The 25,816-nt window shown below is 66.4% G+C and carries 17 protein-coding genes and 2 pseudogenes; 10 read left to right on the top strand and 9 right to left on the bottom strand.

Translation table 11 applies throughout. The features are described from left to right. Positions 1–2: 2 nt before the first annotated feature. Positions 3–1,205 (bottom strand): lipid-transfer protein, encoded by a 1,203-nt coding sequence (locus VGG53_RS08000; RefSeq protein ID WP_331517507.1) that lies wholly within the window; start codon positions 1,203–1,205, stop codon positions 3–5. Continuing rightward, the gene (locus VGG53_RS07995; RefSeq protein WP_331517506.1) at positions 1,202–1,645 is read right to left on the bottom strand and encodes a Zn-ribbon domain-containing OB-fold protein; all 444 of its coding nucleotides are present in this window, start codon (positions 1,643–1,645) and stop codon (positions 1,202–1,204) included. Before VGG53_RS07995 ends, VGG53_RS08000 begins: the two co-directional genes overlap by 4 nt. Before the next feature lie 175 nt (positions 1,646–1,820). Here VGG53_RS07995 and polA point away from each other — a divergent pair, with 175 nt between their 5' ends. From polA to coaE, 3 genes are all read left to right on the top strand, one after another. Continuing rightward, the gene (polA, locus tag VGG53_RS07990; RefSeq protein ID WP_331517526.1) at positions 1,821–4,484 is read left to right on the top strand and encodes a DNA polymerase I; all 2,664 of its coding nucleotides are present in this window, start codon (positions 1,821–1,823) and stop codon (positions 4,482–4,484) included. Positions 4,485–4,592: 108 nt separating this feature from the next. Next, positions 4,593–6,032, top strand: a complete 1,440-nt coding sequence (rpsA, locus tag VGG53_RS07985; protein ID WP_331517505.1) for a 30S ribosomal protein S1 — start codon at positions 4,593–4,595, stop codon at positions 6,030–6,032. 11 nt (positions 6,033–6,043) lie between these two features. Then, positions 6,044–7,243 carry a dephospho-CoA kinase gene (gene coaE / locus VGG53_RS07980; RefSeq protein ID WP_331517504.1) on the top strand — a complete coding sequence of 400 codons (1,200 nt, stop codon included), beginning with the start codon at positions 6,044–6,046 and terminating at the stop codon, positions 7,241–7,243. 8 nt (positions 7,244–7,251) lie between these two features. Here coaE and VGG53_RS07975 read toward each other — a convergent pair whose 3' ends face one another. From VGG53_RS07975 to VGG53_RS07960, 4 genes are all read right to left on the bottom strand, one after another. After that, the gene (locus VGG53_RS07975; protein WP_331517503.1) at positions 7,252–8,031 is read right to left on the bottom strand and encodes an Fpg/Nei family DNA glycosylase; all 780 of its coding nucleotides are present in this window, start codon (positions 8,029–8,031) and stop codon (positions 7,252–7,254) included. A 39-nt stretch (positions 8,032–8,070) separates the two neighbouring features. Then, positions 8,071–8,595: a DNA polymerase ligase N-terminal domain-containing protein gene (locus VGG53_RS07970; protein ID WP_331517502.1), complete on the bottom strand. Its 525-nt coding sequence runs from the start codon at positions 8,593–8,595 to the stop codon at positions 8,071–8,073. A 57-nt stretch (positions 8,596–8,652) separates the two neighbouring features. Then, complete coding sequence (locus tag VGG53_RS07965; RefSeq protein ID WP_331517501.1) at positions 8,653–9,087, bottom strand: DUF402 domain-containing protein; 435 nt, start codon at positions 9,085–9,087, stop codon at positions 8,653–8,655. Between the two features lie 90 nt (positions 9,088–9,177). Further along, on the bottom strand, positions 9,178–11,748 hold the full coding sequence (locus tag VGG53_RS07960) for an ATP-binding cassette domain-containing protein (protein ID WP_414688911.1): 2,571 nt from the start codon (positions 11,746–11,748) through the stop codon (positions 9,178–9,180). Positions 11,749–12,012: 264 nt separating this feature from the next. On the opposite strand from VGG53_RS07960, the gene VGG53_RS07955 reads away from it, so the two are divergent. Genes VGG53_RS07955 through VGG53_RS07945 form a run of 3 tightly spaced genes read left to right on the top strand, consistent with a single transcriptional unit; the run spans position 12,013 to position 17,687 of the window. Then, positions 12,013–14,073, top strand: a complete 2,061-nt coding sequence (locus VGG53_RS07955) for a serine/threonine-protein kinase (RefSeq protein ID WP_331517499.1) — start codon at positions 12,013–12,015, stop codon at positions 14,071–14,073. A 54-nt stretch (positions 14,074–14,127) separates the two neighbouring features. Further along, on the top strand, positions 14,128–16,287 hold the full coding sequence (gene uvrB, locus VGG53_RS07950) for an excinuclease ABC subunit UvrB (protein WP_331517498.1): 2,160 nt from the start codon (positions 14,128–14,130) through the stop codon (positions 16,285–16,287). After that, positions 16,284–17,687 carry an MFS transporter gene (locus VGG53_RS07945; protein ID WP_331517497.1) on the top strand — a complete coding sequence of 468 codons (1,404 nt, stop codon included), beginning with the start codon at positions 16,284–16,286 and terminating at the stop codon, positions 17,685–17,687. Before uvrB ends, VGG53_RS07945 begins: the two co-directional genes overlap by 4 nt. Positions 17,688–17,693: 6 nt before the next feature. Here VGG53_RS07945 and VGG53_RS07940 read toward each other — a convergent pair whose 3' ends face one another. Next, entirely contained in the window at positions 17,694–19,256 is a 1,563-nt protein-coding gene (locus VGG53_RS07940; protein WP_331517496.1) for a glycosyltransferase family 39 protein, read from the bottom strand. 322 nt (positions 19,257–19,578) lie between these two features. Between VGG53_RS07940 and VGG53_RS07935 the strand changes: the two genes are divergently transcribed. The 3 genes and pseudogenes from VGG53_RS07935 to VGG53_RS24005 all read left to right on the top strand — a co-directional run. Next, positions 19,579–20,022 carry a universal stress protein gene (locus VGG53_RS07935; protein ID WP_331517495.1) on the top strand — a complete coding sequence of 148 codons (444 nt, stop codon included), beginning with the start codon at positions 19,579–19,581 and terminating at the stop codon, positions 20,020–20,022. A 22-nt stretch (positions 20,023–20,044) separates the two neighbouring features. Continuing rightward, positions 20,045–20,224 (top strand): annotated as a pseudogene (locus VGG53_RS24010) (SDR family NAD(P)-dependent oxidoreductase); the annotation flags it as partial. Continuing rightward, positions 20,220–20,507: pseudogene (locus tag VGG53_RS24005) on the top strand (SDR family oxidoreductase); the annotation flags it as partial. The pseudogenes VGG53_RS24010 and VGG53_RS24005, both read left to right, overlap by 5 nt. Positions 20,508–20,514: 7 nt before the next feature. Here VGG53_RS24005 and VGG53_RS07925 read toward each other — a convergent pair. After that, positions 20,515–22,029, bottom strand: coding sequence for an Hsp70 family protein (locus VGG53_RS07925; RefSeq protein WP_331517494.1), 1,515 nt, complete (start codon positions 22,027–22,029; stop codon positions 20,515–20,517). Positions 22,030–22,091: 62 nt separating this feature from the next. Beyond that, a complete protein-coding gene (locus tag VGG53_RS07920) occupies positions 22,092–22,769 on the bottom strand; it encodes an MBL fold metallo-hydrolase (protein ID WP_331517493.1) in 678 nt (225 codons plus the stop codon). Positions 22,770–22,860: 91 nt separating this feature from the next. On the opposite strand from VGG53_RS07920, the gene uvrA reads away from it, so the two are divergent. Continuing rightward, entirely contained in the window at positions 22,861–25,779 is a 2,919-nt protein-coding gene (gene uvrA / locus VGG53_RS07915) for an excinuclease ABC subunit UvrA (RefSeq protein ID WP_331517492.1), read from the top strand. Positions 25,780–25,816: the final 37 nt, after the last annotated feature.

The following is a 25,816-nucleotide window of genomic DNA, read 5'->3' as shown; positions in this document are numbered from 1 at the left end:
GTTCAGCGCGCGACGATCACCGACGAGCCGTGCCCGAACAGGCCTTGGTTCGCGGTGACGCCCACCTTGGCGTTCTCCACTTGTCGGCCGGTGGCCTGACCGCGCAGCTGCCAGGTCAACTCGCAGACCTGGGCGATCGCCTGAGCGGGGATCGCCTCGCCGAAGCAGGCCAGGCCGCCCGACGGGTTGACCGGCACCTTGCCGCCGATGGCGGTTGCCCCGCTGCGCAGCAGGGCCTCGGCGTCACCCTTGGCGCAGAGCCCCAGGTGCTCATACCAGTCCAGCTCCAGGGCAGTGGACAGGTCGTAAACCTCGGCCAAGCTGACGTCTGCCGGCCCGATACCGGCTTCGGCGTACGCCGCGTCGAGGATCTGGTCCTTGAACACCCGATCCGGTGCCGGTACCACGGCGGTGGAATCCGTTGCAATATCGGGTAATTCGGGAAGGTGCTGCGGGTACTGCGGAGTTACCGTGCTCACCGCGCGTACGGACGGCACGCCCTCCAGGGAGCCGAGATGCTTACGGGCGAAGTCCGCGCCGGCCACGATCAGCGCGGCCGCGCCGTCAGAAGTGGCGCAGATGTCGAGCTGCCGCAGCGGGTCGCTGACCACCGGGCTGGCCAGCACGTCGTCGACCGAGGATTCCTTTCGGTAGCGGGCATTCGGGTTCTGCAGACCGTGCTGGGAGTTCTTGACCTTCACCTGAGCGAAGTCCTCGGACGTCGCCCCGTACAGGTCCATCCGACGTCGGGCCAGCAGCGCGAAATACACCGGATTCATCGCGCCGATCAGGTGGAAGCGCTGCCAGTCCGGGTCGTTCTTACGTTCGCCGCCGACCGGCGCGAACGCTCCCTTCGGGGTGGTGTCGGCACCGATGACCAGCGCGACGTCGCAGAACCCGGCCAGAATGTGAGCACGGGCGCTTTGCAGGGCCTGGGAGCCGCTGGCACATGCGGCGTAGCTGGAGCTGACCGGCACTCCGTTCCAGCCGAGTTTCTGCGCGAACGTCGACCCCGCGATGAAGCCCGGGTAGCCGTTGCGGATGGTGTCGGCCCCGGCGACCAGTTGTATCTGCCGCCAGTCCAGGCCGGCCTCGGCCAGTGCGGCGCGCGCGGCGACCACGCCGTATTCGGTGAAGTCTCGGCCCCACTTGCCCCACGGGTGCATGCCGGCCCCGAGGATGTAGAGCGGTTCGGGAGTGCTCATGTGGCGCGCCTCCATGCGTGCACGAGGCGTTCGACGCCGTCGGCGTCGGTGAACAGGGTCATGGTGGCCAGCTGCATCTGCATACCGACCTTCAGATCGGCTGCCAGCGTTCCGTCGACCACCTTGCCGAGCACGATGATTCCCTCGTCGGCGAGTTCGACCGCGGCGATGGCGAACGGCTCGAAGGACTCTGCGGCAGGGTAGGGCGCAGGCGGCGGATAACGGTTCTCGGTATAGCTCCACAGCGTTCCGCGGGTCGACAACGCGACGGACTCCAGTGCGTCGGAATCGCACCCCGGATTGGGGCAGTTGTTCTCCCGGGGCGGGAAAACGTAGGTGCCGCAGGTGGGGCACTTGCCGCCGATCAGATGCGGGTTGCCGGCCTCGTCGGCGGCGAACCACCCGTCGATTGCCGGTTCTGGAACGGTAACCTCTGGCACCGGGCCAGCGTACCTAGCGCGACGGCAAAACTGAAACGTGTTGCAGTTTGGCGGCTAGGGGCGCAGCCGTTACTCGGGGTCGGACCCAGTGCTTAGAGTTGAGGCCGTGAGCCCAGCGCGGACCGCAAGTAAGAAGACGCAAGTCGGCAAGACTGCTGACGACAAGCCGACGCTGATGCTGCTGGACGGCAATTCGCTGGCGTTTCGGGCGTTCTACGCGCTGCCGGTCGAGAACTTCAAAACCCGGGGCGGGATGACCACCAACGCGGTCTACGGGTTCACCGCGATGCTGATCAACCTGCTGCGCGACGAGTCGCCCACCCACGTCGCCGCCGCGTTCGATGTGTCCCGGCAGACTTTCCGCTCCGAGCGTTACCCGGAGTACAAAGCCAACCGGTCGGCGACGCCTGATGAGTTTCATGGTCAGATCGACGTCACCAAGGAAGTCCTTGCGGCACTGGGCATTACCGTGCTCGCCGAGCCGGGGTTCGAGGCCGACGACCTGATTGCGACGCTGGCGACTCAGGCCGAAAAGGAGGGCTATCGGGTCCTGGTCGTCACCGGTGACCGCGATTCGCTGCAATTGGTCACCGACGACGTCACCGTGCTCTACCCGCGTAAAGGCGTCAGCGAGCTGACCCGGTTCACCCCGGCGGCCGTGGTCGAGAAATACGGCCTGTCCCCCGAGCAGTACCCCGATTTCGCTGCCCTGCGTGGCGATCCGAGCGACAACTTGCCCGGCATCCCGGGGGTAGGCGAGAAGACGGCGTCGAAGTGGATCATCGAATACGGATCGCTGCAGGCGCTGGTCGACAACGTCGACGCGGTGCGCGGCAAGGTCGGCGACGCGTTGCGGGCGAATCTGTCCAGCGTGGTGCTCAACCGCCAGCTCACCGATCTGGTTCGTGACGTGCCGCTGGCGCAGACGCCGGACACGCTACGGGTGCAACCCTGGGACCGCGACCAGATCCACCAACTGTTCGACCAGCTGGAGTTCCGGGTGTTGCGCGACCGGCTGTTCGACACGCTGGCTGCCGTCGAACCCGAGGTCGACGAGGGTTTCGACGTCCGCGGGGGAGCGCTGGAGCCCGGCACGGTCGGCCAGTGGCTGGCCGATCACGTCGCCGACGGCCGCCGAGCGGGGCTGGCAGTGGTGGGCACGCACCGGCCGTACGACGGCGATGCGACCGCGCTGGCGATCGCCGCTGCCGACGGCGACGGCGGCTTCATCGACACCACGGCCTTGACCGACGAGGACGATTCGGCGCTGGCGGCATGGCTCGCTGACCCCGACAGGCCGAAAGCCCTACACGAGGCCAAGTTGGCCATCCACGACCTCACCGGACGCGGCTGGACGCTGAACGGGGTCAGCTCCGATACCGCGCTGGCCGCCTACCTGGTCCGCCCGGGACAGCGCAGCTTCACGCTGGACGACTTGTCGCTGCGCTACCTTCGCCGCGAGCTGCGTGCGGAAACCTCAGAGCAGCAACAACTTTCGCTCCTCGACGACAACGAGGGAGTCGACGAGCAGGCCGTGCAGACCGCGGTGCTTCGTGCTCGCGCCGTCGTCGACCTGGCCGACGCGTTGGACACCGAATTGGCCCGCATCGACTCCACGTCGCTGCTGGCCGAGATGGAGCTGCCGGTCCAACGGGTACTGGCCGGCATGGAGGCCACCGGTATCGCCGTGGATCTGGACCAATTGAGTTCGCTGCAAAGCCAATTCGGCGACCAGATCCGTGATGCCGCCGAAGCGGCCTACGCCGTGATCGGAAAGCAGATCAACCTCGGCTCACCAAAACAGCTGCAGGTGGTGCTCTTCGACGAGTTGGAGATGCCGAAAACCAAGCGGACGAAGACTGGCTACACCACCGACGCGGATGCGCTGCAATCGCTGTTCGACAAAACCGGGCATCCGTTCCTGCAACACCTGCTCGCGCACCGGGATGTCACCCGGTTGAAGGTGACCGTCGATGGATTGCTGAATTCCGTTGCCGGAGACGGTCGTATCCACACCACGTTCAACCAGACGATTGCGGCGACCGGCCGGCTTTCGTCCACCGAGCCCAACCTGCAGAACATCCCGATTCGTACGGACGCCGGCCGCCAGATCCGCGACGCCTTCGTCGTAGGTGCCCGATACACCCAGCTGATGACCGCCGACTACAGCCAGATCGAGATGCGAATCATGGCGCATCTGTCCCGCGACGAAGGCCTCATCGAAGCCTTCAACACGGGGGAGGACCTGCACTCGTTCGTCGCGTCGCGGGCGTTCGGCGTGCCGATCGACGAGGTGACCGGCGAGCTGCGGCGCCGCGTCAAGGCGATGTCGTACGGCCTGGCTTACGGCCTCAGCGCCTACGGTCTGGCGGCCCAGCTGAAGATCTCCACTGAAGAGGCCAAAGTTCAGATGGATCAGTATTTCGCCCGGTTCGGCGGGGTGCGGGACTACCTGATGAACGTGGTGGAGCAGGCCCGTAAAGACGGCTACACCTCGACCGTGCTGGGACGACGGCGCTACCTACCCGAGCTGGACAGCAGCAATCGGCAGGTGCGTGAGGCCGCCGAGCGGGCAGCGCTCAACGCGCCGATCCAGGGCAGCGCGGCCGACATCATCAAGGTGGCGATGATCGAGGTCGACAACGGCCTCACAGCCGCGGGGCTGACGTCGCGAATGCTGCTACAGGTCCACGACGAACTGTTGTTCGAGGTCGCCGAAGGTGAACGCGAGCAGCTCGAGGCGTTGGTGCGCGACAAGATGGGCGGCGCCTACCCGCTTGACGTGCCGCTGGAGGTTTCGGTGGGCTACGGGCCGAGCTGGGACACCGCGGCCCACTAGTGCGCACTACCGCCGAGCGGTTTGGCCAGCATGTACACAGTCGAGTAGCCTCAACGGGTAACTTGCTTTGTCCCTACGACCCCAAACTGTCCGGAGCAACCCAACAATATGCCGAGTCCCACCGTCACCTCGCCCCAAGTAGCCGTCAACGACATTGGCTCGAGCGAGGACTTTCTCGCCGCCATCGACAAAACAATCAAGTACTTCAACGATGGCGACATCGTCGAAGGGACCATCGTCAAGGTTGACCGGGACGAAGTCCTGCTCGACATCGGCTACAAGACCGAAGGCGTGATCCCCTCCCGGGAACTGTCCATCAAGCACGACGTCGACCCCAACGAGGTCGTTTCCGTGGGCGATGAGGTCGAAGCCCTGGTCCTCACCAAGGAGGACAAAGAAGGCCGGCTGATCCTGTCCAAGAAGCGCGCCCAGTACGAGCGCGCCTGGGGCACCATCGAGGAGCTCAAAGAGAAGGACGAGGCCGTCAAGGGCACCGTCATCGAGGTCGTCAAGGGCGGCCTGATCCTCGACATCGGATTGCGCGGCTTCCTGCCGGCCTCGCTGGTCGAGATGCGCCGGGTCCGGGATCTGCAGCCCTACATCGGCAAGGAGATCGAAGCCAAGATCATCGAGCTGGACAAGAACCGCAACAACGTGGTGCTGTCCCGCCGCGCCTGGCTGGAGCAGACCCAGTCCGAGGTGCGCAGCGAATTTCTCAACCAGTTGCAGAAGGGCGCGATCCGCAAGGGTGTGGTGTCTTCCATCGTCAACTTCGGTGCGTTTGTCGACCTCGGCGGTGTCGACGGTCTGGTGCACGTCTCCGAGCTGTCCTGGAAGCACATCGACCACCCATCCGAGGTTGTCCAGGTCGGCGACGAGGTCACCGTCGAGGTGCTCGACGTCGACATGGACCGCGAGCGAGTTTCGTTGTCGCTCAAGGCAACTCAGGAAGACCCGTGGCGCCACTTCGCCCGCACCCACGCCATCGGCCAGATCGTGCCGGGCAAGGTCACCAAGCTGGTGCCGTTCGGTGCGTTCGTGCGGGTCGAAGAGGGCATCGAAGGCCTGGTGCACATCTCCGAGCTGGCCGAGCGCCACGTCGAGGTGCCCGACCAGGTGGTCGCCGTCGGTGACGACGCGATGGTCAAGGTGATCGACATCGACCTGGAGCGTCGCCGCATCTCGCTGAGCCTCAAGCAGGCCAACGAGGACTACACCGAAGAGTTCGACCCCGCCAAGTACGGCATGGCCGACAGCTACGACGAGCAGGGCAACTACATCTTCCCCGAGGGCTTCGACGCCGAAACCAACGAATGGCTCGAGGGTTTCGACACTCAGCGCACCGAGTGGGAAGCCCGCTACGCCGAGGCCGAGCGGCGGCACAAGATGCACACCACGCAGATGGAGAAGTTCGCCGCCACCGAGGCCGAGGAGGCCGCGCGCCCGCAGGCCAACGGCTCGCCAAGCGACGACCAGCCGAGCGGTGGCTCGCTGGCCAGCGACGCGCAACTCGCCGCCCTGCGGGAGAAGCTCGCGGGCAGCGCCTAACCCGCACACCGGTGCTGCGCATTGGCCTGTCCGGCGGTATCGGCGCCGGGAAGTCGACGGTGTCCTCAACATTCAGCGATCTCGGCGGAATCGTCGTCGACGGCGACGTGATCTCCCGCGAGGTCGTCGAGCCGGGCACCGAGGGCCTGGCGAAGCTCATCGACGCGTTCGGCGAGCAGATCCTGTCCGAGGACGGCGCACTCGACCGACCCGCGTTGGCCGCCATCGCCTTCAGCGACGACGAGAAGCGTCAGACACTGAACGGCATCGTGCATCCGCTGGTCGCCCAACGCCGCTCAGAGTTGATCGCCGGCGCCGTCGAGGCCCAGAAAAACCCGGTGATCGTGGAGGACATCCCGCTTCTCGTCGAATCCGGCATGGCGCCGATGTTCCCGTTGGTGCTGATCGTGAACGCCGACGAAGACCTCCGGATGAACCGGTTGATCGAGCACCGCGGCTTCACCGAGAAGGACGCACGGGCCAGGATCGCAGCGCAGGCCACCGAGGAACAGCGTCGAGCGGTCGCCGATGTGTGGCTCGACAACTCCGGCAGCGCAGCGGAGTTGGTCGAACAGGCGCGCGCGCTGTGGCACCGGCGGATCCTGCCGTTCGCGCACAATCTTGCCGGCGGTGAGCCGGCCCGCTCAGACCCTGTTCTGGTGCCGTACGACCCATCCTGGCCAGATCAGGCGCGCCGCATTGTGGCTCGACTGAGTACGGCTTGCGGGCACCGCGCGGTTCGCATCGACCACATCGGGTCGACGGCAGTGCCGGGCATCGTTGCCAAGGACGTCATCGACGTGCAGGTCACGGTCGCCTCGCTCGATGTGGCCGATGAGTTGGACGAGGCGTTGACGAGTGCGGGGTATGTACATAGGCCGATCACCGCTGACGTCGGCAAGCCCGACGCCCGCAGCGCCGTCGCAGAATTCGACCACACCAACGATGAATCATTGTGGCGCAAGCGACTTCACTGCTCAGCCGATCCGGGCCGGGCGACACACGTCCACCTGCGCGTCGACGGCTGGCCCAATCAGCAGTTCGCGCTGCTGTTTGTCGACTGGTTGGCAGCCAATCCCGTTGTGCGGGAAGAGTATCTGGCTGTCAAGCGGGAAGCTGAACAGCCCGCCGCCAAAGAGCCGTGGTTTTCGGAGGCCTATCGTCGGGCATGGGAATGGGCCGACGCGACCGGTTGGCGCCCCAGCGACTAGGCCGAGGGTCACTTGGGCTGGCAGCGCGGGCACCACACTGTTGTTCTGCCGCCGGCCCGGGCGTGCGCGAGTCGGGTACCGCACCTCGGGCAGCTGGGATCCGGCCCGTCGCGCGCCCCGGTGAGCCAGCGCGGCAGCCCGGGCACCCGGCCGTGGCGCACCGCGGTGCGCAACACCCCGGTCATCGCGTTGTGCAAACGCCCGACGTCCTCTGAGCCCAGATCGCTGATCGATCGAAGCGGATTCACCTGTGCACGCCAGCACATTTCGTCACAGATCAGGTTGCCGAGGCCGGCGATGGCTGACTGGTCCATCAGCGTCGGCTTGAGTCGACGCCGGCGCCCGGAAAGAACGTCACGGAATGCTGGTAGGCCAAGTCCCAATGCATCGGGACCCAGCGGGCCCGTCACATCGGCGACCTCATCCTCGTCGCCGGCCAGCCATACCCCGCGCAGCTTACGCAGATCGGCGTAACGCAGTTCGCCGCGATCAAGCGACACCACCAGCCGTTCATACTTTTCTCTGTCGGCACCGGTCTCGGCATAGTATGGATGTCCGGTCATGCCGCTGTGCACCAGCAGCATTGGACCATCGGTCGGCAGCATCAGCCACTTGCCCCGACGACGCGGCGTGCCGAAACGATGCCCGGCCAGCCGGCGCCCAAGCACCTGAGCGCTGACATTCCGCAGAATACCCGGGTCATGCGCTTTCACGCTACGAACTTCGCGGCCAGGCAGCGTGCTCGCCAAGCGGCGCCGAAACCCTTCTACGTCAGGCAGTTCGGGCACGGAGTTGGGCCACTCGCTGCACCGGACCGGGTCTGTCCGTCATGACGATTCGTCGAAGTCATCGGGTGTGCGTCCGCTCGACACCGGTTCGGGTTGCCTGTGCGCCGGGTCCTGGTGTGGGTCGGCCTCGTCGTCGCGACGCTTGACCAGCAGCCACGTCTCATCGTCGCCCTCGCGGACCCGGGTGAGTGCGTAACGGCCGTGCAGTTTTTCGCCGTTCAACCGAATTGACAGATGGCCGCGCCCAAGGCATTTCGTCATCTCGTACTCGGTCCGGTTGGCGTACGTGCCGCGGTCCCAGACGATCACGTTACCGGCATCGTCAACCGGGTGGTCCTTGGTGCGGTGCGCCATCCGGCGATCCTGCGGGTTGACCGACGGACCCCGAGGGATCGCCCAAGACACCAGGACGCCGTCGATCTCCAGACAAAAGTCGTACTGATCGCTGCGCGCCGGGTGACCCTGAATCACGAATTGCGGCCCGCTGTTGCCTCCTCTGCGGCGTCGGGACTGTTCGGGACTCCGCCCGGATCGCCCCTTTCGCCGGTAATCGATGTAACCCATGGATGGCACGTACCCGTTCGGCTGCACCCTGGAAACTCGCGACAGATCGTGCGAATTTCATCGCCATGTCAGCGGCATGCCTTCGCCGGCAAGCCAGGTGTTGAGGTCGTAGTCGTTGCGGGCCAGACCGTCGGTGGCGGCGACGGCCCGTCGTATCGCCAGCTCGCCGACTTCAGGCGTCAACAGACCATGCCGGACCGCCTCCAGTAGTTCGTCGACGTCGGCAAGATCTGTTGATTCGTTGGTGCGGACCGCGAGATCGAGGTAATGGTCTTCCGAGCTCCAGACGTCCGGGCCGGGGCTGTAGTCGCCGACATCGAGGTAGTAGTTCTGGTCACGCTCGTGACCGGGGTTGAAGTGAAAGACCGTCGCGCGCAGCCCCAATGACGGCAGCAGCCACGACTCCAGGTAGTGGAACTGCGGGCGGCCAGGTGTTGGCCGGGCCACGTAGAGACCCCACGGCCGGACGATGTACTCATCGACGGCCCGCACGATGCCTTTGGGATCGGTGTTGGTGCGGGCGCGCAGGTCGAACGTCTCGTGCTTGGGCGGGTGGATGGCGTCACCTCTAGTCAGTGCGGCTCAGCGTCGGAGCCGGATCTTCCAGCGGACAAAACAGGCGAAGAACACCGTCAACCCGGCAAGCATGCCCATGTCGAGCAGCCAGAAATGCCGGGTGTGCTGCCAGAACTGATCCTGGGGGAGCAGCGTGGGCGGCACCAAGTGCCGGACGTCGACCGTTGACGACGCGGCCGCATACCCCCAACGTGCGGGCATCAGCCACGACAGCTGGTCCAGACCAAGCCGGCCGGTCACCGGGACCATCCCGCCGCACAACACAAGCTGGGCCATCACGGCGATCACGAACAACGGCATGATCTGCTCGGTGGACCGGACCAGCGACGAGATGGCCAGGCCCAGCACGGCGGAGGCGACGCAGGTCGCGGCGACGGTGCTGAACAGCTCGACGGTCGCGGCCAGCGTCGAATGGCCCAGCAGCACCGCTCCGCGGCTCGGCGTGCCCTTGCCGGCCACCACGATCGCGGTGACGATCGCCGCCTGCAGAATCGCGAAGCCGCAGAACACCAGTGTCTTGGCCAGCAGGTATGCCGTCGTCGACAGGCCGACCGCCTGCTCACGCTGAAATATGGCGCGCTCGCCGACCAGGTCGCGAATGGTCAGCGCGGTCCCCATGAACGCGGCGGCCGGCAACAGCAGCGCCAGGATCTGCGCGGATTCGTCGGGCGTCCCGGTGTGCGGGTCGGCGGGGTGGAATCCGGTGCTGCCCGGCACGGTCAGCGACAGGGCGCCCAGGATGAACGGCAGCAGCGCCAGGAAGATGAAATACGCCCGATCGGCGACCACGAGCCGGACCTGTCGGCGCGCGATTGTCGATATCTGGCGCCGCACGCTGGTGTGGACCGGCTCGCCCAGGTCGGCCGGCTGGCCTGATTGCGGAGGCAACTGCTGTTCTTCCCGCTCGCGGAACCGGCGGTTCGCCTCGTCAGGATCGGCACCGACCTGGCTGAAAATCTTGGCCCAGTTGGTAGTGCCCATCACCTCGCCGATGCCGTCCGGCGGGCCGTAGTAGGCCGTCTTGCCGCCCGGCGCCACCAGCAGCACCTGGTCGCAGACGTCTAGGTAGGACAGCGAGTGCGTGACGACCAGCACCACCCGTCCGGCGTCGGCCAGTTGCCGCAGCATCGTCATGACCTGCAGATCCAATGCCGGGTCCAGCCCCGAGGTCGGCTCGTCGAGCATCAGCAGCGACGGCCCGGTGAGCAGCTCGAGCGCAACCGAGGCGCGTTTGCGCTGTCCGCCCGACAGTTTGTCGACGCGGGTGTCGGCGTGCTTGGTCAGATCGAGTTCTTCGAGTACCTGCGCGACGACCTTGGTCCGGTCGGGTTTGCTGGTGTCCGGTGGCAGCCGCAGTTCGGCCGCGTAGCTCAGCGCCTGGCGCACCGTCAGCTGACGGTGCACCACGTCGTCCTGGGGAACCATGCCGATCCGGCTGCGCAGCGAGGCGTACTCGGCGTGAATGTCGTGGCCCTCGAAGGTCACCGACCCCGAGCTTGGTGTCGTGTATCCGGCGATCAGGCGCGCCAGCGTGCTTTTCCCGGCGCCGGACCCGCCGATCACCGCGGTCAGTGTTCCGGGCCGGGCAGTGAGCGAGATGTCGCTGAGAAGTTGTTTGCCGTTCTCGACGAGGTACTCGACGTTCCGCACCTCCAAGCCACCGGTGCGGGTCGCCGCTTCGGTTTCGCTGCGACGCACCAGCAGCCCGCCGCTGACCACCAGGTCGATGTTGCCGACGGTGACGATGTCGCCTTCGCTCAGGATCGCCGACCCGACCCGGGTGCCGTTGACGAACGTCCCGTTGACGCTGGTGTCGCGGATCTCGGTGCCCAGCGGCGTCAGAATCAGCGTCGCGTGATACCGCGAGGCCAGCACGTCGGAGACCACGATGTCGTTGTCGGATGCCCGGCCGATCGTCACCGATCCGGCTGGTTTGGCGGCCGGCGTCGCCCTCGGTGACAAGAACTTGACGAAGCGGGTGGCAAAATTCGAGGCGTCGGCGGACCGTGCGTCGAGCCTGGTGACTTCGGTGGGCGGCGCCTCGTGCTGTGCGGGCGCGGAGCGGACGTTGACCACGGTTGTCTCGTGGGTTGGCGGTCCTGCGGGCGGCCGCCCGGCCTGCACATTGGTCGGATACTCCGACGGTGACAGCGGCCGGCTCGGCCGGACCGGCGCAGCGGGTCGGCCCTGCGGCGTCGACCACGACGTCGTCGATTGCGCATCACGGGAGGTCGTCGCTTCCGGTGGTCGTCCCCGGTTGCCGCGAGGCGGTCCGACCTCGAAGGTCAGCCGCGGTCCGCCGGCATTGCCGATGTTGATGCTTTGCCCGTCATGGATGTCGATCACCGGTGTGCGGTAGCCGTTGACGAAGGTGCCGTTCACTGAACCGTTGTCGATGGCCACCCACTTGCCCTGGTCGAACCGCAGAATCAGGTGCGCGCGGGAGATTCGCGGGTCGGCGATCCGCACGTCAGCGCGCAGATCACGGCCGACGACGACGTCGTGACCCGGCGTGAAGGTACTTTCGGAGCCGTTGTGGCAAATGGTCAGCAGGGGCGGGGCTGGTCGACTCACCACTCCAGTATCGACTCCGGGAGTGCAACGCTTCCACGGGACGCACTGTGATTCGCCTATATGTTGTCGCGAGCTGCTCCGACGCCGCGATTCACAGCTGTTTCATAAGTGGCACAACGGGACCACACCGCATCTCGCGGCATGATTGCGAAGAGGTAGCAGCCTGTCCGAACACGGCCGCGGCCTCGGAGACGTCGAAAATGCCCGGGCCGCAACTAATTCAAGAGCATAGCTCGCGAATCGATAGCAGTGAGGGGGTAAGCGGTTATGGATGAGGCGACCAGAGCTACCCAGCGCTGGGACGCCCAATCGGGACCGCTTGCGGAGCCTCCTGGAGGGCCGCAGCGCTCCCGCAGTCCGAGGCGGCGCGGTTACACATCGCTGCCGCACCTGGCGATCACACGCTTACTGACCCGGGTGCCGTTGATCGCGTCGCGTCCCGATCGGGATGGCGTGCGGGTCGGTCGACCCGGCCCGGGCGACGCGTCGGACAGTGCGATCTCCACGCCGACGTCGTTCGCCGGCTACACCATCCTGCGGCCGTTGGGGTCTGGCGGGATGGCCGACGTGTACCTCGCCAAGCATCCCCGTTTGCCGCGCCGCGACGCGCTCAAGGTTTTGACCGAAGGGACAACCGCCGACCCGGAGTTCCGCGAGAGATTCAGTCGCGAAGCCGATTTAGCCGCCACGCTGTGGCACCCGCACATCGTTGCGGTGCACGACCGCGGCGAGTTCGACGGTCACCTCTGGATCGCGATGGACTATGTCGAGGGCACCGACGCAGCCCGGTTGATGCGCGAGCGTTTCCGGGGCGGGATGTGCGAGCACGATGTCTGCGCGATCGTCACCGCGGTCGCCGGCGCGCTCGATTATGCCCATGCCCGTGGGCTGCTGCACCGCGACGTGAAGCCCGCCAACATCCTGCTGACCCATCCTGACCAGGACGACCGTCGAATCCTGTTGGCAGACTTCGGCGTAGCCCGCCAACTCGCTGACATCAGCGGTATCACCGAGACCAACGTCGCCGTCGGCACCGTTGCTTACGCTGCCCCCGAGCAACTGGTCGGGTCCAACATCGACGGCCGCGCCGACCAGTACGCGCTGGCGGCCTCGGCATTCCACCTGCTCACCGGTGTACCACCATTCCAGAACTCCAACCCGGTCGCGGTGATCGGGCAGCACCTGCATGCGGCGCCGCCCCGACTCAGCGATCACCGACCCGACCTCGCCGACCTCGACGACGTGTTCGTCAGAGCGCTGGCGAAGGAACCCTCGGACAGATTCGAATCATGCCGCCAATTCGCGGCGGCGTTCAGCGAGTACGTCGCCTGCGATGGCGGCTCCAGGCTGGGTGCGCGCGCCGTGACGGCGCTGCTACGCCGTCGCGCCGGCGTGCAGAAAGCCCGGCGGCGGCCTTCCCTGAAAGCCGCGATGGCCGTGGCGATGATCGTCACCACTGTCGTCGCACTGACCGTGACGTGGGCCATCTCGTTCTTCTCCTGGGACAACCAGCCGGCGGCGAATCCCGCGTCACCGCCGCGGGTGAGCAAGACGTCGTCCTCGGGATCGGCCCTAGCGGCACCACCGCTCAATGGCAGCTACCGGCTGGATTACGACCGCGCGAAGCAGACGTCCAACGGCGTCATCCGCACCAACGGCGGAGCCACCAGTTGGTGGGCGTTTACCTCCGCGTGCACCGCGACCGGGTGCGCGGCAACCGGAACCAAGCTGGATGACGGGGGTCACCAGATGGCGAAGACGGTCGGCACGGGCAAGGCCGGCATTCTGCATTTCGTCGACGGCCACTGGCAGGGAGAGCCCCGCCAGGTGCAGGTGCAGTGTCGCACCAGCCACTCAGCGCCGTTGTCCACGCAGTCGGAGACGGTGGTGTGGACTTTGACGCCGGAACCCGACGGCACGCTGCGCGGCGTGCAGACCCAGACCGTGCGGAGCAACGAGTGCGGGTCGCAAGGGGCCACGCTGCGCATCCCGGTGGTGGCGTCGCGGACCGGCGACGTCCCGCCGGATGTGCCCGTGGCCGATCCCACGCAGGCGGCTGACAACACCGCCGCGCCGGTCGGAACACCGTCGCCCGCGGTACTGGGTGGGCCATGCACCGACATCGACAAAGTCGCCTACGATTCCACCGCCAATCAGCAGGTCGTCTGCGAGGGCAACACCTGGGACAAAGCGCCAACGACCACCGGGGTACACCCGATCGGCACGTCCTGTGACGACACGCCGGTGTTCACCATGTCGAAATCCGAGGACGGGCACCTGATCGAATGCGACCCCGGTGCCCGGGTGTGGAGCGGCCAGCACAGCTGACCGCTGCCGGCATCGTCGCCGCACGTGTCGGTGCGGGGTTCTACCCTGGTGAGCATGGCGTTTGCTACCGAACATCCTGTGGTTGCGCACTCCGAATACCGCCCGGTCGAGGAGATGGTGCGTGCGGGCGGCCACTTCGAGGTGGTCAGCCCGCACACACCGGCCGGTGACCAGCCGACCGCGATCGACGAGCTGGAGCGCCGGATTCAGGCGGGGGAGCGCGACGTCGTGCTGCTGGGTGCCACCGGTACCGGTAAGTCGGCCACCACCGCATGGCTCATCGAGCGGCTGCAACGGCCGACCCTGGTGATGGCGCCGAACAAGACGCTGGCCGCGCAGCTGGCCAACGAGCTGCGAGAGATGTTGCCGCACAACGCCGTTGAATACTTCGTCTCGTACTACGACTACTACCAGCCCGAGGCGTACATCGCCCAGACCGACACCTATATCGAGAAGGACAGCTCGATCAACGACGACGTGGAGCGGCTTCGGCACTCCGCGACGTCGTCGCTGCTGTCGCGCCGCGACGTGGTGGTGGTGGCATCGGTGTCCTGCATTTACGGCCTGGGCACCCCGCAGTCCTACCTGGACCGCTCGGTGGAACTGAAGGTCGGCACCGAGGTTCCGCGTGACGGGCTGCTGAGGCTGCTGGTCGACGTGCAGTACAGCCGCAACGACCTGTCCTTCACCCGCGGCACGTTCCGGGTGCGCGGCGACACCGTCGAGATTATCCCGTCCTACGAAGAACTCGCGGTCCGCATCGAATACTTCGGCGACGAGATCGAAGCGCTGTACTACATGCACCCACTCACCGGTGACGTCGTGCGCAAGGTTGACTCGCTTCGGGTCTTCCCGGCCACGCACTACGTCGCCGGACCCGAGCGAATGGCGCACGCCATCTCGACCATCGAGCAGGAACTCGAGATGCGCCTCGCCGAACTCGAGGGCCAGGGCAAGCTGCTGGAGGCCCAGCGGCTGCGGATGCGGACCAACTACGACGTCGAGATGATGCGCCAGGTCGGGTTCTGCTCCGGTATCGAGAACTACTCGAGGCACATCGACGCTCGCGGGCCGGGCTCGCCACCGGCGACGCTGCTGGACTATTTCCCGGAAGACTTCCTGATGGTCATCGACGAGTCGCACGTCACGGTGCCGCAGATCGGCGGCATGTACGAGGGCGACATGTCGCGCAAACGCAACCTCGTCGAGTACGGCTTCCGGCTGCCGTCTGCCGTCGACAACCGGCCGCTGACCTGGGAGGAGTTCGCCGACCGGGTCGGGCAGACGGTGTACCTGTCGGCGACGCCCGGTCCCTACGAGCTGAGCCAGTCCGCCGGGGAGTTCGTCGAGCAGGTGATCCGCCCGACGGGGCTGGTCGACCCGAAAGTCGTGGTGAAGCCGACCAAGGGCCAAATCGACGATCTGATCGGCGAGATCCGCAAGCGCGCCGAGGCCGACCAACGGATTCTGGTGACAACGCTGACCAAGAAAATGGCCGAGGACCTGACCGACTATCTGCTGGAGCTGGGTATCCGGGTGCGCTACCTGCACTCCGAGGTCGACACCTTGCGCCGGGTAGAGCTGCTGCGTCAGCTGCGGCTGGGCGACTACGACGTGCTGGTCGGCATCAACCTGCTGCGCGAAGGCTTGGACCTGCCGGAGGTGTCTCTGGTCGCGATCCTGGACGCCGACAAAGAGGGCTTCCTGCGCTCGTCGCGCAGCCTGATCCAGACCATCGGCCGCGCCGCCCGCAACGTGTCCGGCGAAGTGCACATGTACGCCGACAAGATCACCGACTCGATGAGAGAAGCGATCGACGAGACCGACCGTCGGCGGGCCAAGCAGGTCGCCTACAACGAGGCCAACGGCATCGACCCGCAGCCGCTGCGCAAGAAGATCGCCGATATCCTCGACCAGGTCTATCGCGAGGCCGACGACAGCGACACCGTGGCGATCGGCGGGTCGGGGCGCAACTCGTCGCGGGGGCGACGGGCCCAAGGCGAGCCCGGCCGGGCGGTCAGTGCCGGGGTGTTCGAGGGGCGCGACACGGCGAACATGCCGCGGGCCGAGCTGGCCGATCTGATCAAAGATCTCACCGAGCAGATGATGACCGCCGCACGCGACCTGCAATTCGAGCTGGCCGCCCGATTCCGTGACGAAATCGCCGACCTCAAGAAAGAGTTGCGCGGGATGGATGCCGCCGGTCTGAAGTGAGCTCAGCCCACGGTTCGACAGCGGTCGATGGCTGGCGTGCGCTGTTGGGTCCCCGGTTCCTGGGGACCTCGACGCTGCTTGCCGGTGGAGTTGCGCTGTACGCGACCAACGAATTCCTGACGGTCAGCCTGCTGCCGAGCGCGATCGCCGACATCGGTGGCGAGCGGCTGTATGCCTGGGTGACCACCCTGTACCTGGTGGGCTCGGTTGTCACGGCTACGAACGTCAACGCACTGCTGCTGCGCGTCGGGCCGCGGGTGTCATTTCTGTTGGGATTGGCCGTGTTCGGGATCGGAAGTGTGGTGTGTGCGGTGGCTCCCGGCATGGACGTGATGCTGGTGGGTCGCACCCTGCAGGGGGCGGCCGGCGGATTGCTGGCCGGTCTGGGCTATGCGCTGATCAATTCCGCTCTGCCGCGACCGCTATGGACCAAGGCATCGGCACTGGTGTCGGCGATGTGGGGCGTCGCGACGGTGACCGGCCCGGCCGCGGGTGGCCTGTTCGCCCAATTCGGCTTGTGGCGCTGGGCGTTTGGCGCCATGGCGATCCTCGCCTTGGCGATGGCCTTGCTGATCCCGCTGGTGTTGCCGGCTCGCCGCGTCGATCCGGGCGACGCGAAGCCCACGCTGCAAGTGCCGGTGTGGTCGGTGTTGCTGCTGAGCGCTGCGGCGCTCACGGTCAGCGTCGCCCAGGTTCCGACGAGCGTCGGGCTTACCGCAGCGTTGCTCGCGTTCAGTCTGGTCCTCGTGGTCGCGTTCCTGGTCGTTGATCGACGCATGGCGGTGAAAGTGTTGCCGCCCAGCGTATTTGGCACCGGTCCGTTGAAGTGGATCTATCTGACCCTGGCGGTGTTGATGGCCTCGGCGATGGTCGACATGTATGTACCGTTGTTCGGGCAACGCTTGGCGCATCTTGTTCCCGTCGTGGCCGGCTTCCTGGGCGCCGCGCTGGCGGTGGGCTGGGCGGTCAGCGAGATTCTCAGCGCGTCGTTGCGCGGCCGGAAAGTCATCAACCGCGTGGTCGTGGCGTCGCCCCTGGTCATAGCTCTCGGCCTGGTCCTGACTGCGGCCACCCAGGTCGACAACGCCTCGGCGGGCCTTGTCGTCACGTGGGCGCTGACGCTGACGATCGCCGGAATCGGCATCGGCGCGGCCTGGCCGCACCTGTCGGCCTGGTCGATGCAGTACGTCGACGACGAGAAGGAAGGTGCCGCGGCGGGCGCGGCGATCAACACGATCGAGGTCATCGCCGGCGCTTTCGGGGCGGGGCTGGCCGGTGTCGTGGTCAACAGCGCGCCGGCCAGTATGGTCGTCGCCGCGCGGGCGTTGTTCGCGGTGTTCGCGGCGGTCGCTGTGGTGGGCGCATTGGCAGCTTACCGAGCCGTCCTGGACTTGCGCTGACCGGCGTCAGCGGGTCGACTTGATGACCTGGGCGCGGTGGAACTGCCAACGCTCGACGATGTCGAACCCGACGTTTTTCGCCGTCACATACGCGGGAGAGCGTGCCAGCAGCCGTCCCGGCGGCAACGATTTGCCGCTCTGATGGTTCGGCAGCCTGGTGTCGTGAGTGGTGATCGTCCACAGCGTCGTGCATTGGTAGAGCCGGCCTACCACCAGCCACACCGCCACGTGACCGTCCCACAGCGTCTCGCGCTTGGGCGCTGGAACGCCGCGACCCACGTCGACCAAGGGCCGGAAGGCAGCGGGACGAGCAGCAGGCAGCGCCCGAACCGGCCCGGGCAGCCACCCGACGGTGTTGTCGACCAACAGGCAGTCCCCGGGAGCCGCGTGTGAGCTGATGACGTCGGCGACGTCGCTGTAATCCCAGCCCTCTTTGGCGTACCGCTGTCGTTGCGACAGAAGATAATTCGGGACGGCCGCGACGGTGAGCGCGATCAGTGTCACGGCGATCCACCGCGGCGTTCGCGCGATCGCCACAATGCAGACAGCCAGCGCGACAGCCATCGCCGGGGTGGTGAAGAACAGATACCGCGGGTAGTAGAACGGGCTACCGATCGCCGAATAAATCAGGCTGACAGCGGTGGGCATCACCATCCAGGCCGCGCAGATGATCAGCACCCGGCGGCTATCGCCGACTGACTGCCACCGGCCTGCCGTCCGAATCGTCAGCGCGGCAACAAAAATGAGCGCCACCAAGATCGCGAACGGGACACTGTTGTCGAAATACTGGTGCAGCCCGACGTCAAGCGCGTTGTGCCAATTCAACGGGTAAATCCAGGCGACCTGGAAGCTCTGGCCGTGCGCGAAGAACATCAACGGTGTCAGAGCGCCCACCGCCACCGCTGACGTGGCCGCCCACCACAACACCGCCGACTTACGCCGCCGCAGTACCGGTGTGACGACGGCGTAGGCCGGCACCAACAACACCAGATAGACGTTGAGCAATATCGAGAGCATCAGCGCGAGCCCGTACCCGATCCACAGCGGCCACCGATGCCGCCGTATCGCGGTGACCAACAGCACGGTCAACCAAACCGCGGCGGCCGCCGTGAAGGCATACGAGCGTGCTTCGACGGCGGCCCACGTCACGCGGGGCAGGACGGCGAACACGAGGCCCGCACAGATCGCGGTGCGTCGAGGCTGGAACTGTTTGGCGAAGACCACCACACCGGCTGCCGCGACCCCGACCGCCAGACAACTGGGCACCCGCGACCAGAATTCGCTCGGTGAGACCAGGCTGAACCAGCCGTGCATCGCCAGGTAGTACAAACCGTGCACGGCGTCGATGCGGCCCAACATCCGCCACAACTCGGGTAGCGAGCGGCCGGCGGAGGCGGAAATCGTCGCGCTCTCGTCAAACCACAGCGACGGCCGGCCCGCCCCTGCGCCACCGATGACGGCGGCCAGCACCGCGATCGCCAGGGGGTCGAGCACCCTGCTGCGTCGCCGCGGGCGCGACCCGCCGGCGACGGCTGCCGTCTTGGGTTCGTCGAGTGTGGTAGCCACCATGATGTGTGTCACTGTAGGTCCAACTTGGTGAACCTGCTTACCCGTCCGGCCTGCTCACGAACCACTTTTCCAGGTTTTGCCGAGGTCAGCGGGTAGACGGCGTGCGCTCCTCGACAACGAAAAGGTTTGCAGCTCAAGTTATTTCATCGATGTCGACGGTTAAATCAAAGCGGTGCCGGGGCGATCGGTGGCTCAGAGTGCGCGCGCAGCAGCGGTAGCCGAGAATTGCCAACCGCGTCGGCGTGTCTCGAATTCGACCATCTGTCTGCGCCAACGCGTTACTGTCTTGGGTTGGCGTAGCAACCGACACCTGGGAGGGTAAATGAGCGCCTATCGGACCGTGGTGGTAGGAACCGATGGATCGGATTCGTCGCTGCGCGCGGTGGAGAAGGCAGGCAGCATTGCCGGGGCGGAAGCGAAGCTGATCGTGGCGACGGCGTACCTGCCTCAGCACGAGGATCCTCGGGCCGCCGACGCCCTGAAGGACGAGAGCTACAAGGTGTCAGGCAGCGCCCCGATCTATGCGATCCTCCGCGAGGCCAAGGACCGCGCCCAAGCTGCGGGAGCCGAGAACATCGAAGAACGGTCGATTGTCGGCGCTCCGGTCGACGCGCTGGTCGGACTCGCCGAAGAGGTCGGCGCCGACCTGCTGGTCGTCGGCAACGTCGGCCTGAGCACGATCGCCGGCCGGCTGCTGGGATCGGTGCCCGCCAACGTCTCGCGCCGGGCCAAGGTCGATGTGCTGATCGTTCACACCACCACCTAAGCGGGCGTCGCGCGGCAACCCGGTGATCGATACCGCGAAGTACGGGCCGTGGGCGCTGATCGCGGGCGGCTCGGAGGGGGTCGGCGCCGAGTTCGCGCGGCTGCTCGCCGAAGCGGGCATGAATCTGGTGCTGGTCGCTCGCAAAACCGAGGCATTGGCGCAGACCGCCGACCAGTGCCGTCGGCATGGCGTGGAAGTCCGCGCGGGAGTGGGCGCCGTTCGGTGTGGCGGTCAACGCGATCTGCCCGGCGGCCAAGAGCGTGGCGTTCATGCGTGCCCTCGGCGACAATCCCGACCTGGCGGCGTTCGCCGACTCGACGAATCCGATGGGCCGAATCGGGGATCCCTACCTCGACATTGCTCCGGTCGCGCTGTTCCTGGCCGGCGAGGGCTGCCGCTATCTCACCGGCAACACGTTGTTCGTCGACGGTGGCAGCCATATCAACGGCGTGGCCTGGACGCCCGATTTGGACGCCGCAACCTAACTGACCGTCACGCGCTTGCCAGGTCGTGGCGTTCCAACCGGAACGTCCGGCTCAACCGGTCGGGGCGCGTCGTGAGGGTCACCTCGACGGCTCCACCGGACGTGATGACGTAGCGCTCCTCGACATCCGGGCCGTCGTCGCGTCGTCGAACCGCCTGCCGCCGCAGGTCCTGGTCGTCGTTGAGGTCGGGATCGAACGGGAAGAACACCGGATCGTAGGGTGTGACGTCGCCGTCCGGGTGGCCGTCGCGTAACCGGCTGCACTCCACGAAGCGGAAGTGGCCGATGTTGTGCGCCGCGCGATAGGTCCGGGTGACCACGAAAGGCGGCTGGCCCGCGGCCGGCAGCGCAGACCCCTTCGGCACAATCGGGTCGAAGCACACGTCCGCGCCGGCGCACGCCTCGCGGAACACCCCGAAGTGGCGTGAAAGACGTTCGGACAAAGCAAAACCCGCCTCACGGTCGAGGAAGACCGCCAGACCGATCGCCGTCGCCGCGAACGGGTGCAGTGAACGCTTGACGCGCTTCTCATCGAACGTGGCGCGCAACATCCGGCCAACAAGCGGGAAACTCCCGGCCCCGCCCACCACATAGACTCCCGCAACGTCCGACCAGGCGACGTCGCCGTCGGCGTGGTCGAGCAAGACGCCGGAAAGAGCGGCAATTGTCTTGTCCACCAGCGGAACACAGGCCGCGTAGACGTCGTCGATCGGGCAGGAGAACGGCGGCTTCCCGACCCCGGCGAGATCGACCAAAAAGCGGCGGGTGTGCGGGCCGACCGCCTCTTTGCGGGCCGCACACTCCTCGAGCAGCAGATCGCGGGTGCCCGCGGGCAGCGCGCGCAGGGCTGCTCCGTTGCGGACGAGCTTGAGGATCGCCTCGTCGAAGTCGTCGCCGCCGAGCCGCTGGATGCCCTCGCTGAAGACGACCTCGTTCAATCGGCCCGTCATCTTCAGCAGCGACGCGTCGAACGTCCCGCCACCGAGGTCGTAGATCAGCAGATACTCCCGCTTGGCGGTGATCGTCGAGCGGTACCGGTGGGCGTATTCGAAGGCGGCCGCCGACGGCTCGTTGAGCAGAGCAACCACATCGAAGCCGGCCTGGGTGAAGGCATCCAGCGTCAGGAAGCGCTGTGCGCTGGAGGCGTTGGCCGGCACGCTGATCGCGGCTTCGACCCGCTCGCCCGGGGGCAGTTCGATGTTCGACCGATGCTGGAGGTCGGCTTTCAGCTGGGCGAGGAAACCCGCAAAGAGGTCGGCCAGCCGATAGCTGCGCCCCGAGAGCTCGACCGTCGTTGCGGGCCCGGCATCGTTGAGCAGACGTTTGAACGACCGCAGCACCGACCAGCCCGGGTCGTGGCGGACGGAGGCAGCGTCCAGACCGAAGCGCAACTCGCCGGCCTGGTTGGCGGCGATCATCGACGGCCAGGTGTCGGCCCCCTCGAACGACACCACGGGATAGTTTCCCCGATCGACGACCGCGGCGACGGTGTGCGTCGTGCCGAAGTCGATGCCCGCCCTCATCGGCTAAGCGTAGGCGCTGCACCGCGTTTCGCGACCGTGAATCACCGACCCCGGTTGGCGTCTCACCAACCGCGCTCGCGCCAGGTGGCGAGGCTGGGACGCTCAGCGCCCAACGTGGTGTCGTCGCCGTGGCCGGGATAGACGACGGTGGCGTCGTCGTAGACGTCGAACACCCGGCTGGTGACGTCATCGAGCAGCTGGTCGAAGTCGCCGGGCTGCCAGGTCTTGCCGACGCCACCGGGAAACAGGCAGTCGCCGGTGAACAGCTGGGTCACTCCACCGGTGGCCGGACCGTCGAGCGCCAGCGCCACCGATCCCGGCGTGTGCCCGCGCAAATGGATGACGTCGAATGCCAGCTCGCCGATCTGTACGGTGTCGCCGCCGGCCAGCAAGCGGTTCGGCTTGACCGGCAGCGGCTCGGCGTCGATCTCGTGCGCGGCGGTCGGTGCGCCGGTGGCCTGTGCCACGGCCGCCAGCGCCTGCCAGTGGTCGAAGTGCTGGTGGCTGGTGACGATCAGCGAGACCTTCGGCGCATGCGTTCGTACCAGCTCGATGAGGACCTCCGCGTCGTTGGCGGCGTCGATCAGCAGGGTTTCGCCGGTCGCGGAACATGTCACCAGGTAGGCGTTGTTGTCCATGGGACCTACCGACGCTTTGAGGATCGTCACGCCCGGCAGGCTGCGGCGGGCGGGCGCACCTGGTTCGACGTGGCCGGTGTAGTTGTCGTTCAGGACGCTCATTGGTGCCACGGTAGTGGCCGACGGCCGCTTGTCGGTAGCGGCACATAGCATGGGCAGTGACGTGTCTGGTGAGCGCTGAGAAAGGGACTGTGTGGCTGATCGCCTGATCGTTAAGGGTGCGCGTGAGCACAATTTGCGCAGCGTCGATCTTGATTTGCCACGCGACGCGTTGATTGTCTTCACCGGGCTGTCCGGCTCGGGTAAGTCTTCGCTGGCGTTCGACACGATCTTTGCCGAGGGTCAGCGGCGCTACGTCGAATCGCTGTCGGCCTACGCCCGGCAGTTCCTTGGCCAGATGGACAAGCCCGACGTCGACTTCATCGAAGGTCTGTCGCCGGCGGTGTCCATCGATCAGAAGTCGACCAACCGCAACCCCCGATCGACGGTCGGGACCATCACTGAGGTGTACGACTATCTGCGTCTGCTGTACGCCCGGGCCGGCACGCCGCACTGCCCGGTCTGCGGTGAGCGGATCGCCCGCCAGACTCCGCAGCAGATCGTCGACCAGGTGTTGGTGATGCCCGAAGGCACCCGGTTCCAGGTGCTCGCCCCGGTGGTGCGCACCCGCAAGGGCGAGTTCGCCGACCTGTTCGATAAGCTCAACGCGCAGGGCTACAGCCGGGTCCGCGTCGACGGCGTGGTGCATTCGCTGACCGATCCGCCCAAGCTCAAGAAGCAGGAGAAGCACGACATCGAGGTGGTGGTCGACCGCCTGACCGTCAAGGCCAGCGCCAAGCAGCGGCTCACCGACTCGGTCGAGACCGCGCTGAACCTGGCCGACGGCATCGTGGTGCTCGAGTTCGTCGATCACGAGCACGACGCCCACAACCGCGAGCAGCGGTTCTCCGAGAAGCTGGCCTGTCCGAACGGCCACCCCCTGGCCGTCGACGACCTGGAGCCGCGTTCGTTCTCGTTCAACTCGCCCTACGGCGCCTGCCCGGAATGCGTCGGTCTGGGCATCCGTAAGGAAGTCGATCCCGAACTGGTGGTGCCTGACCCGGAGCGCACGCTGGCAGAGGGCGCGGTGGCGCCGTGGTCGATGGGCCACACCGCGGAGTACTTCACCCGGATGTTGGCCAGCCTCGGCGAGGCGATGGGCTTCGACGTCGACACGCCCTGGCGCAAGCTACCGGCCAGGGCGCGCAAGGCGATTCTGGAGGGCTGCGACGAGCAGGTGCACGTCCGCTACCGCAACCGCTACGGCCGCACCCGCTCCTATTACGCCGACTTCGAGGGCGTGCTGGCGTTCCTGGAGCGCAAGCTGGACCAGACCGAATCCGAGCTGATGAAGGAGCGCTACGAGGGCTTCATGCGTGACGTTCCGTGCCCGGTGTGTGAGGGCACGCGGCTCAAGCCGGAGATCCTGGCCGTCACCCTGACCGCGGGCGCGCGCGGCGCGAAGTCGATCGCCGAGGTCTGCGAGCTGTCGATCTCGGACTGCGCAGACTTCCTCAACGAACTCACTCTGGGCTCGCGTGAACAGGCGATCGCGGGCCAGGTACTCAAGGAGATCCAGTCGCGGCTGGGCTTTTTGCTAGACGTGGGGCTGGAGTATCTGTCGCTGTCCCGGGCGGCGGCCACGCTGTCCGGCGGTGAGGCGCAGCGTATCCGGCTGGCCACCCAGATCGGCTCCGGCCTGGTCGGCGTGCTGTATGTGCTCGACGAGCCGTCCATCGGGCTGCATCAGCGCGACAATCGTCGCCTCATCGAAACCCTCACTCGCTTGAAGGCTTTGGGCAACACGCTGATCGTCGTCGAGCACGACGAGGACACCATCGCGCACGCCGACTGGATTGTCGACATCGGTCCCGGCGCCGGCGAGCACGGTGGTCACATCGTGCACAGCGGCACTTACTCCGAGCTGCTGGCGAACAAGGAATCGATCACCGGCGCCTACCTTGCGGGAAAGAAAAGCATTGTCACCCCGACGATCCGGCGTCCGGTGGACAACCGACGCCGGCTCACGGTGGTCGGCGCCAACGAGCACAACCTGCGGGGCATCGAGGTGGCCTTTCCGCTGGGTGTACTCACCGCGGTGACCGGCGTGTCCGGTTCCGGGAAGTCGACACTGGTCAACGACATCCTGGCCGCGGTGCTGGCGAACCGGCTCAACGGGGCCCGGCAGGTGCCGGGCCGTCATACCCGCGTCACCGGACTGGACAACGTCGACAAGCTGGTCCGGGTGGACCAGTCGCCGATCGGCCGGACCCCGCGATCCAACCCGGCCACCTATACCGGCGTCTTCGACAAGATCCGCACCCTGTTCGCGGCTACCACCGAGGCCAAGGTTCGCGGTTATCAACCGGGCCGGTTCTCGTTCAACGTCAAGGGCGGTCGCTGCGAGGCGTGCACCGGTGACGGCACCATCAAAATCGAGATGAACTTCCTGCCCGATGTGTATGTGCCCTGCGAGGTCTGCCAAGGCGCACGCTACAACCGGGAAACCTTGGAGGTGCACTACAAGGGCAAGACCATCTCCGAGGTACTGGACATGTCGATCGAGGAGGCGGCGGAGTTCTTCCAGCCGATCACCGGCATCCACCGCTATCTGCGAACGCTGGTCGATGTCGGCCTCGGGTATGTGCGACTGGGCCAGCCCGCGCCCACGCTGTCCGGCGGTGAGGCGCAGCGAGTGAAGCTGGCGTCGGAGCTGCAAAAGCGCTCTACCGGGCGCACGGTTTACATCCTCGATGAACCCACCACCGGACTGCATTTCGAAGACATTCGTAAATTGCTCGACGTCATCAATGGCCTTGTGGACAAAGGCAACACGGTGATCGTCATCGAGCACAATCTGGACGTGATCAAAACATCGGACTGGGTCATCGACATGGGACCCGAGGGTGGTGCCGGCGGCGGCACCATCGTCGCCGAGGGCACACCGGAGGATGTGGTGGCGGTGCCGGAAAGCTACACCGGCAAATTCCTCGCAGAAATACTCGTCCGGCCCAGGACGCCGTCGGCCGGCGCGTCGCGGCGGCCGGCCAAGCGCCGCAAGGTCAGCGCCTAGTTGCTCTCGGTCCGCCGACTGTGCCGGTTATGGCCGG

Source organism: Mycobacterium sp., assembly GCF_036490025.1.
Taxonomy (GTDB): Bacteria; Actinomycetota; Actinomycetes; order Mycobacteriales; family Mycobacteriaceae; genus Mycobacterium.
The sequence above is the reverse complement of the archived record's forward strand: the minus strand, read 5'-3'. Positions and strand labels throughout refer to the sequence as shown.

Bases quoted from the DNA above. Each gene is read 5' to 3' on its own strand.
- uvrB (WP_331517498.1), top strand. From the start codon at position 14,128: ATGGCGTTTGCTACCGAACATCCTGTGGTTGCGCACTCCGAATACCGC.
- VGG53_RS07955 (WP_331517499.1), top strand. From the start codon at position 12,013: ATGGATGAGGCGACCAGAGCTACCCAGCGCTGGGACGCCCAATCGGGA.
- rpsA (WP_331517505.1), top strand. From the start codon at position 4,593: ATGCCGAGTCCCACCGTCACCTCGCCCCAAGTAGCCGTCAACGACATT.
- VGG53_RS07940 (WP_331517496.1), bottom strand. From the start codon at position 19,256: ATGGTGGCTACCACACTCGACGAACCCAAGACGGCAGCCGTCGCCGGC.
- polA (WP_331517526.1), top strand. From the start codon at position 1,821: ATGCTGCTGGACGGCAATTCGCTGGCGTTTCGGGCGTTCTACGCGCTG.
- VGG53_RS07970 (WP_331517502.1), bottom strand. From the start codon at position 8,595: ATGGGTTACATCGATTACCGGCGAAAGGGGCGATCCGGGCGGAGTCCC.
- VGG53_RS07935 (WP_331517495.1), top strand. From the start codon at position 19,579: ATGAGCGCCTATCGGACCGTGGTGGTAGGAACCGATGGATCGGATTCG.
- VGG53_RS07925 (WP_331517494.1), bottom strand. From the start codon at position 22,029: ATGAGGGCGGGCATCGACTTCGGCACGACGCACACCGTCGCCGCGGTC.
- VGG53_RS07920 (WP_331517493.1), bottom strand. From the start codon at position 22,769: ATGAGCGTCCTGAACGACAACTACACCGGCCACGTCGAACCAGGTGCG.
- VGG53_RS08000 (WP_331517507.1), bottom strand. From the start codon at position 1,205: ATGAGCACTCCCGAACCGCTCTACATCCTCGGGGCCGGCATGCACCCG.